16 protein-coding genes are annotated in these 17,328 nt (G+C 40.4%); 4 read left to right on the forward strand and 12 right to left on the reverse strand.

Features of this window, described 5'->3' with window-relative positions; genetic code table 11:
• The first annotated feature begins 87 nt into the window (after positions 1-87).
• Genes KQP79_RS10465 through KQP79_RS10475 form a run of 3 tightly spaced genes read left to right on the forward strand, consistent with a single transcriptional unit; the run spans position 88 to position 2,341 of the window.
• Positions 88-1,236: a 1-acyl-sn-glycerol-3-phosphate acyltransferase gene (locus tag KQP79_RS10465; protein ID WP_004310509.1), complete on the forward strand. Its 1,149-nt coding sequence runs from the start codon at positions 88-90 to the stop codon at positions 1,234-1,236.
• Positions 1,233-1,934, forward strand: coding sequence for a NigD-like protein (locus KQP79_RS10470; protein ID WP_004310508.1), 702 nt, complete (start codon positions 1,233-1,235; stop codon positions 1,932-1,934). Before KQP79_RS10465 ends, KQP79_RS10470 begins: the two co-directional genes overlap by 4 nt.
• 14 nt (positions 1,935-1,948) lie before the next feature.
• Positions 1,949-2,341, forward strand: coding sequence for a rhodanese-like domain-containing protein (locus tag KQP79_RS10475; protein WP_004299770.1), 393 nt, complete (start codon positions 1,949-1,951; stop codon positions 2,339-2,341).
• 33 nt (positions 2,342-2,374) lie between these two features.
• Here the strand turns inward: KQP79_RS10475 and KQP79_RS10480 are convergent, their stop codons facing one another.
• The 5 genes from KQP79_RS10480 to proB form a co-directional block, all read right to left on the reverse strand.
• The gene (locus tag KQP79_RS10480) at positions 2,375-3,331 is read right to left on the reverse strand and encodes an acetylornithine carbamoyltransferase (protein WP_004310506.1); all 957 of its coding nucleotides are present in this window, start codon (positions 3,329-3,331) and stop codon (positions 2,375-2,377) included.
• 71 nt (positions 3,332-3,402) lie between these two features.
• On the reverse strand, positions 3,403-4,659 hold the full coding sequence (locus KQP79_RS10485) for a glutamate-5-semialdehyde dehydrogenase (RefSeq protein ID WP_004299772.1): 1,257 nt from the start codon (positions 4,657-4,659) through the stop codon (positions 3,403-3,405).
• 226 nt (positions 4,660-4,885) lie between these two features.
• Positions 4,886-5,932, reverse strand: a complete 1,047-nt coding sequence (locus KQP79_RS10490; RefSeq protein ID WP_004299773.1) for a hypothetical protein — start codon at positions 5,930-5,932, stop codon at positions 4,886-4,888.
• Positions 5,933-5,966: 34 nt separating this feature from the next.
• The gene (locus KQP79_RS10495) at positions 5,967-6,992 is read right to left on the reverse strand and encodes a hypothetical protein (protein ID WP_004310505.1); all 1,026 of its coding nucleotides are present in this window, start codon (positions 6,990-6,992) and stop codon (positions 5,967-5,969) included.
• A gap of 470 nt (positions 6,993-7,462) precedes the next feature.
• Positions 7,463-8,545, reverse strand: coding sequence for a glutamate 5-kinase (proB, locus tag KQP79_RS10500; protein ID WP_004310504.1), 1,083 nt, complete (start codon positions 8,543-8,545; stop codon positions 7,463-7,465).
• Positions 8,546-8,650: 105 nt separating this feature from the next.
• On the opposite strand from proB, the gene KQP79_RS10505 reads away from it, so the two are divergent.
• The gene (locus KQP79_RS10505; RefSeq protein ID WP_004310503.1) at positions 8,651-9,799 is read left to right on the forward strand and encodes a pyridoxal phosphate-dependent aminotransferase; all 1,149 of its coding nucleotides are present in this window, start codon (positions 8,651-8,653) and stop codon (positions 9,797-9,799) included.
• On the opposite strand, the gene KQP79_RS10510 is transcribed toward KQP79_RS10505, so the two are convergent.
• The 7 genes from KQP79_RS10510 to KQP79_RS10540 all read right to left on the reverse strand — a co-directional run bounded on the left by KQP79_RS10510 (position 9,768) and on the right by KQP79_RS10540 (position 17,243).
• Positions 9,768-10,001: a DUF2007-related protein gene (locus KQP79_RS10510; protein WP_004299777.1), complete on the reverse strand. Its 234-nt coding sequence runs from the start codon at positions 9,999-10,001 to the stop codon at positions 9,768-9,770. The two genes, KQP79_RS10505 and KQP79_RS10510, sit on opposite strands and share 32 nt — an antisense overlap.
• A 76-nt stretch (positions 10,002-10,077) precedes the next feature.
• Complete coding sequence (gene murI, locus KQP79_RS10515; RefSeq protein WP_004310502.1) at positions 10,078-10,920, reverse strand: glutamate racemase; 843 nt, start codon at positions 10,918-10,920, stop codon at positions 10,078-10,080.
• 108 nt (positions 10,921-11,028) lie between these two features.
• The gene (locus KQP79_RS10520) at positions 11,029-11,544 is read right to left on the reverse strand and encodes an OmpH family outer membrane protein (RefSeq protein ID WP_004310501.1); all 516 of its coding nucleotides are present in this window, start codon (positions 11,542-11,544) and stop codon (positions 11,029-11,031) included.
• 56 nt (positions 11,545-11,600) lie between these two features.
• On the reverse strand, positions 11,601-12,116 hold the full coding sequence (locus tag KQP79_RS10525) for an OmpH family outer membrane protein (RefSeq protein ID WP_004310500.1): 516 nt from the start codon (positions 12,114-12,116) through the stop codon (positions 11,601-11,603).
• A gap of 23 nt (positions 12,117-12,139) precedes the next feature.
• A complete protein-coding gene (gene bamA, locus KQP79_RS10530) occupies positions 12,140-14,794 on the reverse strand; it encodes an outer membrane protein assembly factor BamA (RefSeq protein WP_004299781.1) in 2,655 nt (884 codons plus the stop codon).
• A 30-nt stretch (positions 14,795-14,824) separates the two neighbouring features.
• Positions 14,825-15,559, reverse strand: a complete 735-nt coding sequence (locus KQP79_RS10535; protein WP_004310499.1) for an isoprenyl transferase — start codon at positions 15,557-15,559, stop codon at positions 14,825-14,827.
• A gap of 25 nt (positions 15,560-15,584) precedes the next feature.
• Positions 15,585-17,243, reverse strand: coding sequence for a DUF6242 domain-containing protein (locus tag KQP79_RS10540; protein WP_004310498.1), 1,659 nt, complete (start codon positions 17,241-17,243; stop codon positions 15,585-15,587).
• Between the last annotated feature and the right edge of the window lie 85 nt (positions 17,244-17,328).

The following is a 17,328-nucleotide window of genomic DNA, read 5'->3' on the forward strand; positions in this document are numbered from 1 at the left end:
AGTATAAAGTATTAACCATGCGGTTTGTACGCAGTCTAATACTTTATACTTATTACTTAATACTTGAGCACATAATACTTGAGACTTATGGATCTGACAGAGTTTAATGAAATTCGTCCTTACAATGATGAGGAACTTCCTCAAATCTTTGAGGAACTGATTGCCGATCCGGCTTTTCAGAAAGCTGCTACCGGTGCTATACCGAACGTTCCATTTGAACTTCTGGCGCAAAAAATGCGTGCCTGTAAGACTAAGCTTGATTTTCAGGAGGCATTTTGTTATGGCATTTTGTGGAAGATAGCGGCAGATCATACTGCCGGACTGACACTGGATCATACCGCCATACCGGATAAAAGTAAAGCTTATACGTATATATCGAATCATAGAGATATTATTCTTGATTCGGGCTTTCTCTCTATTTTGTTGATTGACCAGGGAATGGATACGGTAGAAATTGCGATTGGCGACAATTTGCTTATTTATCCCTGGATTAAGAAACTGGTGCGTGTCAATAAATCATTTATTGTACAGCGGGCGTTGACCATGCGGCAAATGTTGGAATCTTCAGCGCGTATGTCCCGTTATATGCATTACACCATTTCAGAGAAGAATCAGTCTATTTGGATTGCGCAGCGTGAAGGACGTGCAAAAGATTCGAATGACCGTACACAAGACAGTGTATTGAAAATGTTGGCAATGGGAGGTGAAGGCGATTTGATAGACCGCCTGATGGAAATGAATATTGCTCCGCTTGCTATTTCATACGAATATGATCCGTGTGATTTTCTGAAAGCGCAAGAGTTTCAGCTGAAGAGAGACATCGAAGGATATAAAAAGACGACACAGGACGATTTGATTAATATGCAGACAGGTCTTTTCGGATATAAAGGCAGGGTACATTTTCAGGTTGCTCCTTGTTTGAATGATGACTTGCAAAGCTTGGACCGTTCGTTGCCGAAACCGGATTTGTTTGCCCGAATTTCTGCTTGTCTTGATCGCCGCATCCATCGTAATTACCGGATATATCCGGGAAATTATGTGGCGTATGATTGGCTGAATGGCACAACGGAATTCGTGTCCAATTACACGGAAGAAGAGAAACAGCAGTTTATGAACTATATTGAACAACAATTGGCAAAGATCAAGATTCCGAATAAGGATGAAGACTTTTTGCGTGAGAAGTTGTTATTAATGTATTCCAATCCGTTAGTTAATTATTTAGCAGCTTGCCGATGAAAAGAAGAAAATTACATGTTGTTTGGTTGTGGGGATTGCTTTTCCTGATGACTGCCTGTGGAGATGATGACTATTATTATCCTTCGGTGAAACTGGAATTTGTGACTGTAGAGGCCGGAGAAGACGGTCGTATACAAACGCTTATTCCTGATAAGGGAGAAGTCTTGACTGTTTCGGAAGACCGTACGGGTTCTACTATCTCTCCAAACACTTCCAGACGTGTGATGAGTAACTATGAGGTGCTTTCCGGTGAGAACACTGCTACTATATATTCTTTGCAATCGCTCATAACGCCGGTACCTAAACCGGAAGATGATCCGGTTTACAAGGACGGTATAAAGCTGGATCCGGTAGAGATGGTCAGTATCTGGCTCGGAAGGGATTATCTGAATATGATTTTGAATCTCAAGGTCAGTACGGGCAAGGGACATACTTTCGGCATAGTGGAAGATGTGTCCGAACTTAAAACAAATGGCATTGTGAATATGTTATTATATCATGATGCGAACAGTGATGGAGAATACTATAATCGGCGTGCTTACATTTCTGTTCCTTTGGCGCAATATATAGATGAAGAGAATCCGGGTCGGACGATAAAGATTAAATTTAAATATTATACGTACGATAAGGATGGCTCTCCGATAGAATCTGATAAGTACTGTGATCCTGGGTTTGACTATACTCCGGGACAGAATTGAATAATGGAGTGTATATGTTTAAATTGAATCAATTAATCGTGGGAATATTTTTATTTCTCTCTTCCCTTTTCTCTTGTCAGCAGAAAGGGGATTTTCAATCAATGAATGTAGAGGAGTTTGATTCTCTTATTCAGAATGAGGATATACAACGTCTGGATGTTCGTACACTTGCGGAATATTCGGAGGGGCATATCACGAAGACGATCAACATCAATGTGATGGATGACTCTTTTGCTTCAATGGCTGATTCTTTGTTGCAAAAAGACAAACCGGTGGCTGTATATTGTCGCAGTGGAAAACGAAGCAAGAAGGCTGCGGCAATTTTGAGCGAGAAGGGATATAAAGTCTTTGAGCTTGATAAGGGATTTAATTCCTGGCAGGAAGCAGGTAAAGAAATAGAGAAATAAAGTGCTGATTTATCAGCACTTTATTTTTTGGGGTTATTTCAGTCCTTCCAATAACCTTTTCAGAACGACAGTTGCCGAGATTTCACGGTTGGCAGCTTCCGGAATCACAATAGATTGCGGACTTTCAATGACATCGTCTGTCACAATCATATTTCTACGAACCGGAAGACAATGCATGAAATAAGCATTGTTGGTAACTGCCATTTGGCGGTCGCTGACAGTCCAATCACGATCTTTGCTTAATATCTGTCCATAGTTGTCGCCAGAATAAGCAGCCCAGTTCTTGGCATATATGAAGTCGGCTCCTTCGAAGGCCTTCATCTGGTCATATTCTACTTTTGCATTACCTACAAATTGCGGATCAAGCTCATAACCTTCGGGATGAGTGATGACAAATTCGTAATCCGTTGCATTCATCCATTCAGCAAAGGAATTAGGAACAGCCTGTGGCAATGGACGTGGATGAGGAGCCCAGGTCATAACTACTTTGGGACGTACTGTTTTCTTGTATTCCTCGATGGTAATCAGGTCGGCAAAGCTCTGCAATGGGTGGCGTGTTGCCGCTTCCATCGAAAAGACAGGACGTCCGGAGTATTGGATGAATTGATTGATAATAGTTTCCTGATAGTCAAAGTCACGGTCTTCAAAACGGGCAAAAGAGCGTACTCCAATGATATCACAATAGCATCCCATAACCGGAATGGCTTCTAATATATGTTCCGGTTTATCACCATCCATAATTACGCCACGTTCAGTTTCCAATTTCCATGCACCTTGATTGATATCCAGTACCATTACATTCATTCCCAAATTGATGGCAGCTTTCTGTGTGCTGAGGCGGGTACGTAAACTAGAGTTGAAGAAGATCATCATTAAAGTCTTGTTTCGTCCCAGTTCTACATATTTGAAGCGCTCTTTTTTGATTTCGAATGCTTCTGCAAGGGCTGATTTTAAATCGCCAATGTCCTGTACACAAGTAAATTTCTTCATATCATTTATTTTTTAATTTTTAATTAGCTTCGCTCAAAACCTTGTTTGATTTTTAACATATAGGTATAGTCTCAATTTCTTCTCGTTTGTCCATCTCCTTCAATGACCCATTTGTAAGAAGTGATTTCCTCCAGTCCCATCGGACCGCGTGCGTGTAGCTTTTGCGTGCTGATTCCGATTTCGGCTCCTAATCCGAATTGTGCCCCGTCAGTGAAAGCGGTAGACACATTGGTGTATACGCAAGCTGCGTCCACGATTCTGGTGAATAAAGCTGCACGTTCCCCGTTCTCGGTAACAATACACTCGCTATGTTTAGAACTGTTTTCCTGAATATGTCCTAAGGCATCTTCGAAGCTCTTTACAGTCTTGACAGCCATTTTATAATCCAGAAACTCCGTGCCGAAGCTTTCTGCTTTTGCATGTTCCAGGAGCTCGGCAGGATAGCGGCCTTCCAATGCCTGGTAAGCTTGCGGATCAGCATAAATAATGACATGGCTGTCTTTTAGTTTCTCGCAAATCAGAGGGAGGTCGGCCAGTCTCTTCTCATGTATAATGGTGCAGTCCAATGCATTACATACGCTAACTCTACGTGTCTTTGCATTATGAATAATGTCTGCTCCCTTGTTTGTATCCCCAAATTCATCGAAGTAAGTGTGACAGATACCTGCTCCTGTTTCAATGACAGGAATCCTTGCATTCTCGCGTACGAAATGAATAAGACTGCTGCTGCCTCTGGGGATAATCAAGTCTACGTAGCCCACAGCATTCAGTAACGCTGCCGTAGCCTCTCTATCAGCTGGAAGTAATTCTACAATGTGCGGATTGATTTTGAACTTCTTCAATACTTTGTGAATCACACTGATGATGGCCCGGTTGGAACAATCGGCGTCACTTCCTCCTTTCAATATGCAGGCATTTCCGCTCTTCAGACAAAGGGAGAAAACATCAAAGCTAACATTAGGGCGTGCTTCATAAATGATTCCTATGACTCCGAAAGGAACGCTGACTTTCGTCAACTTCATTCCATTGGGACGAACACTCTCTTTCAACACTTTACCCAAAGGAGAGGGGAGTGTTGCTACATTGCGTGTATCTGCGGCAATACCTTTCAAACGTTCTTCCGTCAGTTTCAACCGATCGTACTTCGGATCATTTTTGTCCATCCGTGCGAGGTCTTTTTCGTTCTCTGAAAGAATGAAAGGTGTTTCTGCAATTGCTGCGTCAGCTACTGCATTTAAAATCTGATTGATGACATTATCATTCAGCAGGGCTAATTCCCGACTTGCTACTTGTACAGCGGCAAAGGTCTCGTTTAAATTTGTAGTCATTTGCTCCTTTTTTGCATTAAATGGAAAGATAAACTATGCAAATATAGTGAATGATGTGAATAAAACTTGTTGAAAATAGAAATAAATGTTGCTCTTTACTTATTCACTGGTTTTTTTACAAGATTAATACTAAAAAAATACGAGACTCAATTCTGAATCTCGTATTTTTCATTTATGCACTATATTGGTATAGTGCTTGTTATTCGAACTCCTATTTGGCATTATCTCATTGCCATGGAATGTCTTGTTCAATATCTTCTCCCATTTCTCCTGATTCGACTTCAATTCCTATGTCACTAGGTGTTCCTATATGTTCAATATTGGTTAGTGCGATAGAATGGGTATAGTTTCTCTTGAATGTGATACTGCTACTGATGATTGTCTTTTCTTCTGCTCCTGGAGTCTCTTCCCAAAATACTTCCACTTTTACATTCTCTGTTAAATGTTGATTATCACCAGTAGGTATATTGGCAGTGAGATTTCTCATGCTGACCATTTTTAATTCAGATTCAACAGTCTTATGAATATCTGCATTAGCATTCAAATAGATGCTTGGTGCGTCTTCAAGTTTTATTCTAAGACGTCCTTTCTCTAAACCTGTTTGTTTGAATTTTACTCCGAAAAAACGGCGATAGAGCATGATGTGATTTTGCATGCCATCTGTCACTTCCACTTTATCGTTTAATCCATGATAACGTTCGATGAACGGGCGGTTGCAGGCGTCTTGTGATCCGTTTCTCGTTTGTATTCTCGGGTTTTCAATGTTGTATAAGAATTTGATTCCATCTGCTTGTTCGGCAGTCAGGAATTTGTTCAGGCATTCCCCTTTGATTTTTCCGCTACGTTCCAAATCGAAAGGGGCTCCGAAGAAGCCTTTTTCGTCTTTTATGATTGAGTCCTTTGCATTTGCAATCATAGAGCAAGAGATGCGGTAAGTGTATCCATCAATAACTTTTATTTTTAGGTTATTGGGATCTTTCGCCTTGTCTAACTGGAAAATACCATAAGCGTATGGTTTTGAAGATGGATTCTGTCCCTCTTTGGGTGTCATGGTAATGGCGATTCCCACTAATGTTTCACTTTCATTAATTTTGGTTGGAGTTGTAGCACGTGCCATGGGCAGTTCGGTTGAGAGGTAGTCTCCGTCCAGTTGTAAGTTAAGTTCGGAATACGTAGTAGGAGGTGCCTGATACAGATCTTTCTCCTTAATACATGATTGTAGAGTAAAAGCTGTGAATAGACAGCCTGCGATCATAAGATGTTTGATTTTCATATGAATCTTTTTTAGTAGTTGTTGAGTATGATAATTATTTCCCTATTTCTTGTTCTGATTCTTCCATTTCTGCTTCTTCACCAAAAGAGATAGTAGCATCCCCTATATGCTCATCTATCTTGACTATTTTGATTATGTTCTTTTTGTTTCTTTTCATTTTAATACTCTGATTGGTATATAGAGAATACCATTTCTCTTCATTGGCCGGGCGGTAGGAAATAGTGAAAGCGATTGTTTCTTCTTCCTTAAGTTTGGCCGTATAATAGTTGGATATATCGTACATAGAGATAATTCGTTCCTCCGTCCGGGATGTTCCATCTTTGGAATATAGTAGATAAAATGGAGCAACGTCCGCTGCTTTAATTTTGATGGAGTCACCCGGTGCAAGTTCGTCTGTAACGAATTGTATAGAATAATAAGCACGTTTCAATGTCATTGAAACGGAGGTATTCATATTGGGATTTGAAAAGTCCAATTGCTCACTGCCGAAAAAGCGTCTGACGGTAGGGTGAGTACTAGTACTATCGCATTTTATATGCATTTCTCCTTTGTAAATATGTTGGTGAAATGCCCCATTGATATTCAGGGGATTGATTGAAATCTTTAAATCGTTGTTGACTAACCCGTTCACCTCTTTCTGCAGAGTAGATGAAAAAGGAAGTCCATAAAGTATGCTGTCACTTTGTATTGTATAATATGGGCGGTCTTTATATCCCAGGAAGCTGCAGTCAAAGCGATACACATATCCTTCGATTAACCCGATTTCTACTCGATATGGATTATCGAAAAGGCCTGAAGCATAGGGCTGAAAAGAAGTCAGGCCTTTTCCTTTCCAAAAAACATTAACTGCATATATTCCGTCAGCCACCGTGGAGGTGGAACGGCTTAAAGGTTGTTCGGCTACTTCAAGAAAAGGAGCTATATTTAAACTGACATTAAACTTTCTGCCGACAGGAAATGACGGTGTACTGTTTACTTCAGGTTCATTCTTACTGCTCTCACAAGATATAATTGAGAATGTTAAAAATATGAGTATAAGGTTCCAATGTTTTAGTAGCATGGGGATTATATTGTTTGTTTAGAGGGCAAATATACTGCTATTAATAGTTTTTTGCAAATAAAGTCCCTGTATTTATGTTGCAGATGTCTATCTATAATACATTATATAACTGAAAATAAAAGCGCTTATCTTCACTAAAGAAGCTAATATTCTACCTGAATAAGAGCTTCATTTGGGTGCAGAAATGAGGTAAACTCATACAATTATAATTCAAAAAAACTTCCGTAAACATTCTCAACTATACTTATCCCTATGAGAAAAAATACTCATAGGGATGAGAAGAAATACTCATTACAATGAGAACTTTTTCTCATTGCAGTGAGAATATCCCCTTGCTAGAATAGGATGAAACAGTTTATTACCGTGCAGTCATGAACAAGATTCACCTCTGTGTACTCTGTGGTGAAAACCGTACAGAAACAAGCTAATTTTAGTCTAAAATCGGATAAAACAGAAATTCTTATTATTAATTATTCAATGTATAGATAGTCATAATGTACTACTGGTTTCTTTCCATGCTTGCCAATCGCTTCTTGTGCCTGTTTGGAGTCACAGTTCACTTTTCCAACGCCAACCTGGTTTCCTTGAAAGTCCATGATACGTACAATGTCATCTTTCTCAAATTCACCTTCAATATGAGTGATTCCGATGGGGAGGATACTGACAGCCTTTTCAGAGTTTAGAACTTCTGTCGCACATTCGTTGATGTGAATTTCCCCTTTGGCAAACCCTTCACTATGGGCAATCCACTTTTTGACGCTGGATACCGGTTCGTCTGATGGTATAAAACGTGTACAAAGAGTTTCTTCAGGATGCTGTAATAAATCTACCAGAATATTATCCCGCTTCCCGTTGGCAATAATCACTGTAATTCCTTCATCAGCAACTTTGCGGGCAATATTGGTTTTCGTCAACATCCCCCCCCGTCCGAAACTGGACTTAGTTGTCTGAATATAGTTGGATAAGTCTTTGCCGTGACCGATCTCCCGGATAACAGAAGAGTTTGGATCGGAAGGAGAACCATTGTAAATCCCATCAATATTACTTAGGATAATGAGTGCCTGCGTGTCCATCATCGAAGCGATGAGTCCGGACAATTCATCATTATCGGTGAACATCAGCTCACTGACGGAAATCGTATCGTTTTCGTTGACAATAGGAATGACATTATTTTCAAGCATTACCGTCATGCAATTTTTCTGATTCAGATAATGGCGGCGAGTTCCAAAACTTTCCTTCGTTGTCAGTACCTGGCCGACAGGTATATTGTGCTCACGGAAAAGTTCGTAGTAACGGTTGATTAGTTTGGCCTGACCCACAGCAGAAAATAATTGGCGCTGATCTACACTATCGAGTTTTTTCTGCGGATGCACTTCACTGCGTCCGGAAGCAACAGCTCCCGAAGAAATCAAAATGATTTCTACCCCGGACTTATGTAATTCCGCTATCTGGTCAACAAGTGCCGACATACGGGTAACGTCCAGCGTTCCGTCGCGGCGTGTCAATACATTGCTTCCTACTTTTACTGCGATTCGTGTAAATTCCTGTTTCATCCTTACTAACGATTTGAAAGCACAAATATAGAGCTTTTTGCCGATATGCTACCTAAACAGGCTAAAAAGAATTATCTTTGCAGCCAGATAGAGAAAAGATAAACAATGAAACATACAAATCCACAAGTAGAACAGATGACCTCCTTCATCGTAATGGATGTGTTGGAGAGGGCAAACGAATTACAGAAACAAGGTGTTGATATTATTCATTTGGAAGTTGGTGAACCCGATTTTGATGTACCGTCTTGTGTGTCGGAAGCAGCAAAAGCGGCTTATGATCGTCATCTTACTCACTATACACATTCTTTGGGGGACCCGGAACTCCGGCGGGAAATTGCTGCTTTTTATCTACGGGAATATGGAGTGACGGTAGATCCGGATTGCATTGTGGTGACTTCCGGCTCTTCTCCATCCATTCTTCTTGCGTTGATGTTGCTCTGTAATACGGATAGTGAAGTGATTCTTTCCAATCCGGGATACGCTTGTTACCGTAATTTTGTGTTGGCTACCCAGGCTAAACCCGTTTTGGTTCCTTTGTCTAAAGAATATCTGCAATACGACATAGAAGCTATTCGTAAATGTGTGAATCCACATACAGCGGCTATCTTTATTAATTCTCCGATGAATCCGACCGGAATGTTGCTGGATGAAAAATTCTTGAGAGAAGTGGCAGCACTGGGAGTTCCTGTTATTTCGGATGAGATTTATCATGGACTTGTCTATGAAGGACGTGCGCACAGCATTCTTGAATATACCGATCAGGCTTTTGTCCTGAACGGATTTTCTAAACGTTTTGCGATGACAGGTCTTCGGCTGGGTTATTTGATTGCACCTAAATCTTGTATGCGTTCTTTGCAGAAGTTGCAGCAAAATCTATTTATTTGTGCGTCCAGCGTTGCCCAACAGGCTGGGATTGCTGCATTGCGGCAGGCTGATTCGGATGTGGAACGGATGAAACAGATTTATGATGAGCGTCGCCGGTACATGATTACTCGTCTTCGGGAAATGGGGTTTGAGATTAAAGTAGAACCTCAAGGAGCATTTTACATTTTTGCCAACGCACACAAATTTACTACCGACTCTTATCGCTTTGCATTCGATGTACTCGAACATGCGCATGTCGGCATTACTCCCGGGGTGGACTTTGGTACGGGAGGTGAAGGATATGTACGCTTCTCCTATGCAAACTCATTGGAGAATATCAAAGAAGGACTGGACCGTATCAATCGCTACCTTTCTCGTCTCGGCTTCTGATTAGCTCGGTGGCTGCTTCGTATTCTTCCTCTGTCACGAGGACGGATACGGAAGGAGCGATATAGGGTGCTAATGTCCCCATAATTCCATCTTTGATTACACAACGGATATTATTGCTTTCTAATAACCCTTTAATGATCTCGGCTTCCCAGGGGGATCCGGAGAATACTTCTATTGCCTTGCTATAATCTTCTTCTTTCATGATCTTACTTATTAGGGGTTGTTATCTACAAATATAACAAAAAAGAGAGAGAAATGGTTATTTATTTTCTTAAAAATTATTCGAGTGTGATATGTTTTACGCTAATCTGCTGTTTCAGGAAAGTAGAGGCCGATTCTGAAAACTTTTCTTCCGCTTCGGTCGTGTAAAACTGGCAGTTGCCATTCTTGGTACATTTGGCATCCATTTCGGGATGTCTTTTCAGATAGTCTTTCAGGCTTTCTGCAACATACTCTCCTTGTGCAATTACACTGATATGATCCGGGATGTATTGCCGGATTTTAGGTAGGAGTATAGGGAAATGGGTACATCCGAGGATGACAGTATCTATTTGAGGATCCTTTGACAGTAATTGGTCGATGTACTTCCGGATAAAATAGTCTGCTCCTTCGTCTTGTGATTCGTTATTCTCAACTAAGGATACCCACATCGGACATGCTGTCCCGCTAACCTGAATTTCAGGAAATAGTTTATGTATTTCTAATGGATACGATTCGGATTTGATGGTGCCTGCTGTTGCCAGTACGCCGATATGCTGATTCTTGCTAATCTCTCCAACACATTCTACAGTGGGGCGGATGACTCCGAGCACACGGCGGGCAGGATCGATTTGGGGTAAATCATTCATCTGAATGCTGCGCAAGGCTTTGGCGGAAGCAGTATTGCAAGCTAATATAACCAGATGGCATCCCATATCAAACAGTTTGTTGACGGCTTGCCGGGTAAATTCGTATACGACTTCGAAAGAACGTGTCCCATAGGGGGCACGTGCATTATCTCCCAAATAGATATAATCATATTCCGGTAATACTTCTCTAATCTTGTCTAAGATGGTCAGACCTCCGTATCCGGAGTCGAATACTCCGATAGGTCCGGGCGTATGGGATAGATGTTGCTTCATGACACACTTGATTTATATACGCAAATGTACACCAAAAAAAGGGAAAGAGAAAGAAGATGATCCTTCTTTCTCTTTCCCTTTTGGTATTTCTTTATTCTTGGTCAGCTCTTATTTGATACCAAGATTTGCTTTTACCTTGCTAGTCAAGTTGATGCTCTGTGATTCGTTTACATAAGGAATCGAAGTTCTTGCCAGGTCGAAGATATAGATCACACCTTCAGCAGCACCTACTGCTTTGATAGCATTGTCCAACTTCTGGTAGATAGGAGCCATGGCATCATTTTGTGCTTTCGCCATTTGCTGTTGAGCATCTTGTTGGAATTGCTCTTGTCTTTGCATCATATCTTGCAATTCTTTTTGTCTTCTTTCAGCGATGTTAGGAGGAAGAGAATCCTTAGCGATAGCTTGTTGGAATTCCTGATATTTCTTGTTGAATTCTTCCTGCGTTCTCTGTAGTTCGGCAGTAAGTTGTTTTTCTAAAGTCTGAATATCATTTTGAGCTTTGGTGAATTCCGGCATCACAGTGATGATTTCCTGTGCATTAATGTGGCCGAATTTCAGGTTCTGTGCAAATACACCCATTGGGAGTGCAAGCAACATTACAAGTGCAATTTTTTTTAGCATAGTTCTATAATTTATTTGAATGATTTTTAGTTATTTCCAGCTGCAAATGTATGAAATTAATTTGAATATCCTAATTTTCTTAGGATTTCATCACTAATATCTATGCGTGGATTTGCAAATATTATACCTGTAGCAGAGGCTCTGTCAATTACCATATCATATCCATGTTGCTGTGATATAGCTTTCACTGCTTCATAAATATCATCCTGAATCGGAGTAATCAACTTGTCTCTCATCTTGGCTAATTCGCCTTCCGGACCGAAGTAGTTACGCTTCAGCTCGGCTGCTTCTTTTTCCTTCGCTACGATTGCATCTTCTGTCTTTGTTTTTTGTGCGGCAGAAAGAGTGGAAGATTTTGCCTGGTAATCCTGGAACATCTTCTGTGCTTCTTTAGCCAGAGCTTCTACTTCACTCTGGTATTTCTTCGTAGCTTCTTGCATTTGCTCATTAGCGCTTTGAGCTGCCGGAATATTCTTCATAATATATTCCGTATCGATCAGTGCAAATTTCTGTGCATTTGCTGCCATGCTGACAGCAAATAGCATCATGATTAATAGAACAGACTTTCTCATAACGTTTAGTTTTTGATGATACATTAGAATTCTTGTCCTAAGATAAAGTGGAACTGGCTTCCTCCATATTGTTTAGAACCAAATACTTTGTCGAAACCGTAACCCCAGTCAATACCCATCATACCAATCATCGGAAGGAAGATACGAACACCGACACCGGCAGAACGTTTCAACTCGAATGGATTGAATTTCTTGATATCATGCCATGCGTTACCTGCTTCAAGGAAACCTAACACATAAATGTTAGTACTTGTTTCCAGCATCAACGGATATCTCAATTCGATACCGAGACGTGCATAGGCATAACCTTCAGAACCGTATGGTGTTAATGAGCTGTTTTCGTAACCACGCAAAGCGATACTTTCAGTTGCATAAGTTGAATAACCGGTCATACCGTCACCACCTACGTCGAATGTACCGAACGGAGATTTCTTGTATTGGTTATAGTGACCTAACAGACCGAATTCCGTACGTGTCATTAATACCAGACATTTAGGATGAGCAACCGGATCCATCAGCGGAGTATATGTTTTGCCTTTGAATTTCCATTTGTGGTATTCTATCCATTTATGAAGTTTATTCATGTTGTCCTGGGTAATGCTACCTGTTTCAGGGTTGCTGTAATATCCCTTATAGTCTTTACCGTCCATCAACGAGTAAGGCGGTGTGAACTGAACTGACAGTGAGAAATCTGAACCCGAACGAGGGAAGATTGGGTTGTCAATAGAGTTACGAGCCAAAGTCAATGAAATGCTAAGGTCATTACATTTACCGTTGGTGACCGGGAAGTATTGCCAGTCGCTCAAGTTATAACGTTGGTAAGCTAATTCTGCAGAAAGAGTGAAATAGTCATCCGGCCATTTCAGACGTTTACCCCAACCTACGGAAAGTCCCCACATCTTGATAGACTTATCAGGGTCATAATAGTTTTCGTAGTTGTTATAGTTACCATAGTTGTACATACCATAACCACCGTAGCCACTATACATACTGTTGTAGTAGTTGTTGAAGTAGCTGGAGTTGTAGTAACGGCTACTGATATCTGTCTGTACAGAGAAGAATGCCGATACAGAGAATGAATTCGGACGTTTACCGCCAAACCATGGATCGAAGAATGAAATACTGTATGATTGGTAGTATTTAGCGTTCGTCTGTCCGCTGATAGTCAATGTCTGACCATCACCTTGAGGAAGTATACCACGGTAGTTTTCACCCGGGTGCAACAAGTTGGCTACAGAGAAGTTGGTAAACTTCAAGCTCAACTTACCGATAATACCCGTCTGTCCCCAACCTGCAGAGAATTCCACCTGGTCGTTAGCTTTGGAAGTCAAAGGCAAACCTATGTCAACAGTTCCGTTCATCGGATCCGGTTGAATATCTGGTTGCAGTTTTTCCGGGTCAAAGTGTCCCATCTGCTGAATTTCACGCAAAGAACGCATCAAGTCTTCTTTGCTGAACAATTGTCCCGGACGAATACGAAGTTCACGGCGAACGACGTTTTCATACAAACGGTCATTACCACTGATCTTGATCTTATTGATAGTAGCCTGACGGCCTTCATAGATTCTCATTTCGAGGTCGATAGAGTCGCCAACGATATTTACTTCTACCGGGTCGAGGTTATAGAACAGGTAACCGTTGTTGTAATATAAGTTACCGATAGCGTCATCATCTGTAGAAACACGTTCGTTCAATAACTTCTGGTTGTATACGTCACCTTTCTTCATGCGGAGCAGGAAGTTCAACTGTTCTGACGGATAGAGAGTGTTACCTACCCATGTAACGTTACGCAGATAATATTTTTGTCCCTCGTCTATATTCAAATAAACGTTTACAGTCTTTTCGTCATACTGTGAAACGCTGTCTTTTACAATCATTGCATCACGGTATCCCAACTCATTATATTTGTCGATAATCAGTTGCTTGTCTGCCTCGAAGTTCTCCGGCACGAATTTCTTGGTGCGGAACAGGTTACGAAGTTTACCTTTCTCATTGGTTTTCTTCATAACTTTCTTCAGCTTGGAAGTCTTGATCGCATGATTACCAACGATTTGGATTTCGTGTACTTTGATTTTTTCTTTCTTGTCGATATCAATGTCGACGATCACCTGATTTTCGCTGGATGGATCGTCTTTCTGCGAGATGATTACTTCTGCATTTTTGAATCCCTTATCGTCGAAGTAACGTTTGATTAATGTCTTGGCACGGTCTACGGTATTCGGAGTAATCTGCATACCTTTTACCATTCCCAGCTTGCTTTCAAGATCGGTACGTTCCGACTTCTTCACACCATGATAGCGTACATCTGCGATACGCGGGCGTTGTGTCAGACTGATTTTTAACCAGATTTTGTCACCTTCAATTTTCTCGGCTGTGATTTGTACATTTGAGAACAAGCCATGACGCCAATAACGTTTGATTGCTCCAGTAATTTCGTCACCCGGCACAGTAATTGTCTGTCCTACCGATAGTCCGGATAGTCCAATCAATACATAGTCTTCATAATTCTTTACGCCTTCGACTTTAATATCTGCTATCTCATACTTTTTGGGTGTTCCGGAGTATAAGATGACAGGTTTCGAGTCTTCATCAGTGTTAGCATTTTGCGCAATGCCTGTTGTCGCAAAGCAGCACAGGCAGACAAACGTTATGAATATAAAGGAAATACGATAATGCATTTATGTTATAATTTGATGTTTCGAGTTATATTAGCTGATCTGTTCACTGGTTTTGCCGAATCGGCGTTCCCTTTGTTGATATTCCCAAATGGCCTTGTAGAGTTCTTCTTTATCGAAGTCGGGCCAAAAGGTGTCACAAAAATAAAGCTCCGAATAAGCGCATTGCCATAGAAGGTAATTGCTTAGCCGGATTTCTCCTCCCGTGCGGATCAGTAGATCCGGATCGGGCATAAATTTAGTATCCAGATGAGATGAGATACATTCATCCGTTATCTGTTCGGGAGACATTTCTCCTGCTTTTATCAGTGTTGCTATTTGCCGTACAGCTTCGGTTATTTCCCAACGGGATGAGTAACTAAGAGCTAGTACCATATACATTCCACTATTCTTGGATGTGCGTTTTATACATGATGTCAAACTTTTCTGAACTTCAACAGGCAACTTCTTGAAATCACCGATTACGTTGAAGCGAATATTGTTCTTCATCAGTGTCTCTTCTTCAATAGATTCTAGCAATAGATTCATCAAAGCCGCTATCTCGTCTTGCGGCCGATTCCAGTTCTCGGTTGAGAAGGTATAAAGTGTCAGGTACTTAATCCCCAGTCTGGCAGCATCTTCAGTAATCTTCTGTACCGTTTCTGCGCCAGCACGGTGACCGTAAGTACGTTCTTCCCCTCGTTGTTTTGCCCATCGTCCGTTCCCATCCATAATGATGGCTACGTGTTGTGGTATCCGAGTTTTGTCTATTTGTTCTATATAGGACATCTTCTTATTTTAAACGTATACGTTTTTATTTCCCGGCATGTTCCGGATCTTTATCAAACCATAGCTGATTCAAGCGACCACGCCATACTTCTGAATTATGACTATATGGGCGTTTTACTGTGGTAGTAGCTCGTGAGCTGTCTTCTTTTTCTACTTCTTCATCAAAGCTAACATTGTCGTCTTTGCCGAATATGAATACTAAATAATTATTGGCTCTGTTCTGGGCATCTTTTTCTGTGTCCACTACCATGGAAAAGTTCTTTCTGCCTCTAAATTCGGGGAACTTAATAGGATCATATCCAGTGTTCTCTTTAGACCAATTTTGATGAGGGAATGAGAACTTTTTATTAGCTTTTTCCCAATCACGTCCTGACGGTGAAGTATAGAATGCTTCAAATCCGTCTCCAAATAGATAAAATTGAGAATTATAATGAATAATAATAGGGTTTTTTAGTTCCGGGCAATATCTATAGGTTGAACCGGCAGGGAGATCTCCCCATCCGCTTACTATAATATTTTCTTTAATAGGGGTATCATTGTCGTCCAAAACTGGCTCTCTGTTCTCATTCAATTTGTTGACCTCTTGAGATTCTTCAGAATACATCCATGCGACAGCTATCGCAATGTCAGTGCCATCATTTGAAAGAGTGGTAGATTTTTCCGCTTCACCAATTAATAGCACACCTTGAGTTCCATTCCTATTCTCATAATTGGTATATGAGGTGATTTTACTTGGAAATTTTTTTCTGGTTTCTCCATCAAGATATTTTTTGTTGTTGTCATATAGAGCGTATTCCTCATTTACTCCATCAGTACTGGTTGTGAAAATATACTTATTATCATTAACTTTTTTGATATAACTAATCCTTGTATTCTTTTCAGAGTCAAAATTCTCTTTGATAGGCGCTAAGAACAGTTCAATATTGGTTAAAGAAGTTAGCGCACTCCAATTAATACCATCTTCTGATGTATAGGCGTATACAGTATTGTTATTATCTTTAAACGTTGCATACAACATATCTTTGAATTCGATGATAGAGGTGGGTAATGTTTTTATAGAATTCTCTATTCCTACTATCGAATTAGGAGACCAATTGTTTAAACCACTAACTGTGTTCTTGTATACTTTAAGTCCTGATGTCGTTTCTGTATATGTTAAGACATTAGACCCTAAAATAATGGATCTTTGAAGACCAATTATATTATTGTCGCCAGCTCCTTCTATATACTCCCATCTCAACGAATCCGGATCATGCTGATGCACATTTACCTTAATAGTATATTCCTTAGTTTGATTAGGAGATATTCCCGCTAAGGCTTCTGTCGACCATACCTTTATCTTAAGTGGATTCCGAAGATCGATCGAATCATTGATGTTTAAGACGGAATCGTTTCCGCTTTTGTCCTTCATTGTAACGACGCCTGATGCCGTTGTTAATGTTTTGATTAAAATCTTGTCAATGATGGTATCGGCATGAACAGGAAGAGAGTCTTCGTTATAGATTTCACATGATAATTGGTCAATTGTGAATTTATAACTCCCAAGGCCTGCTGTGTCAAGTGCAAACGCATGTATAGTTGCATCCGGGCTATATTCGATGTTATTATCGTCATCAAGACATGACGTTATAACAAATGACACCATGAAAAAACTCGCAATGAATGATAAAAACTTTATTTTCATTTGAAAGATTGTGTTTATTTACAAGTTGCAAAAATAGAAACATTTTTTCCGATAATGAACATTACAGGTAAGTTTTATATAAAAT

The organism is Bacteroides sp. DH3716P (assembly GCF_025914115.1).
Lineage (GTDB): Bacteria > Bacteroidota > Bacteroidia > Bacteroidales > Bacteroidaceae > Bacteroides > Bacteroides ovatus.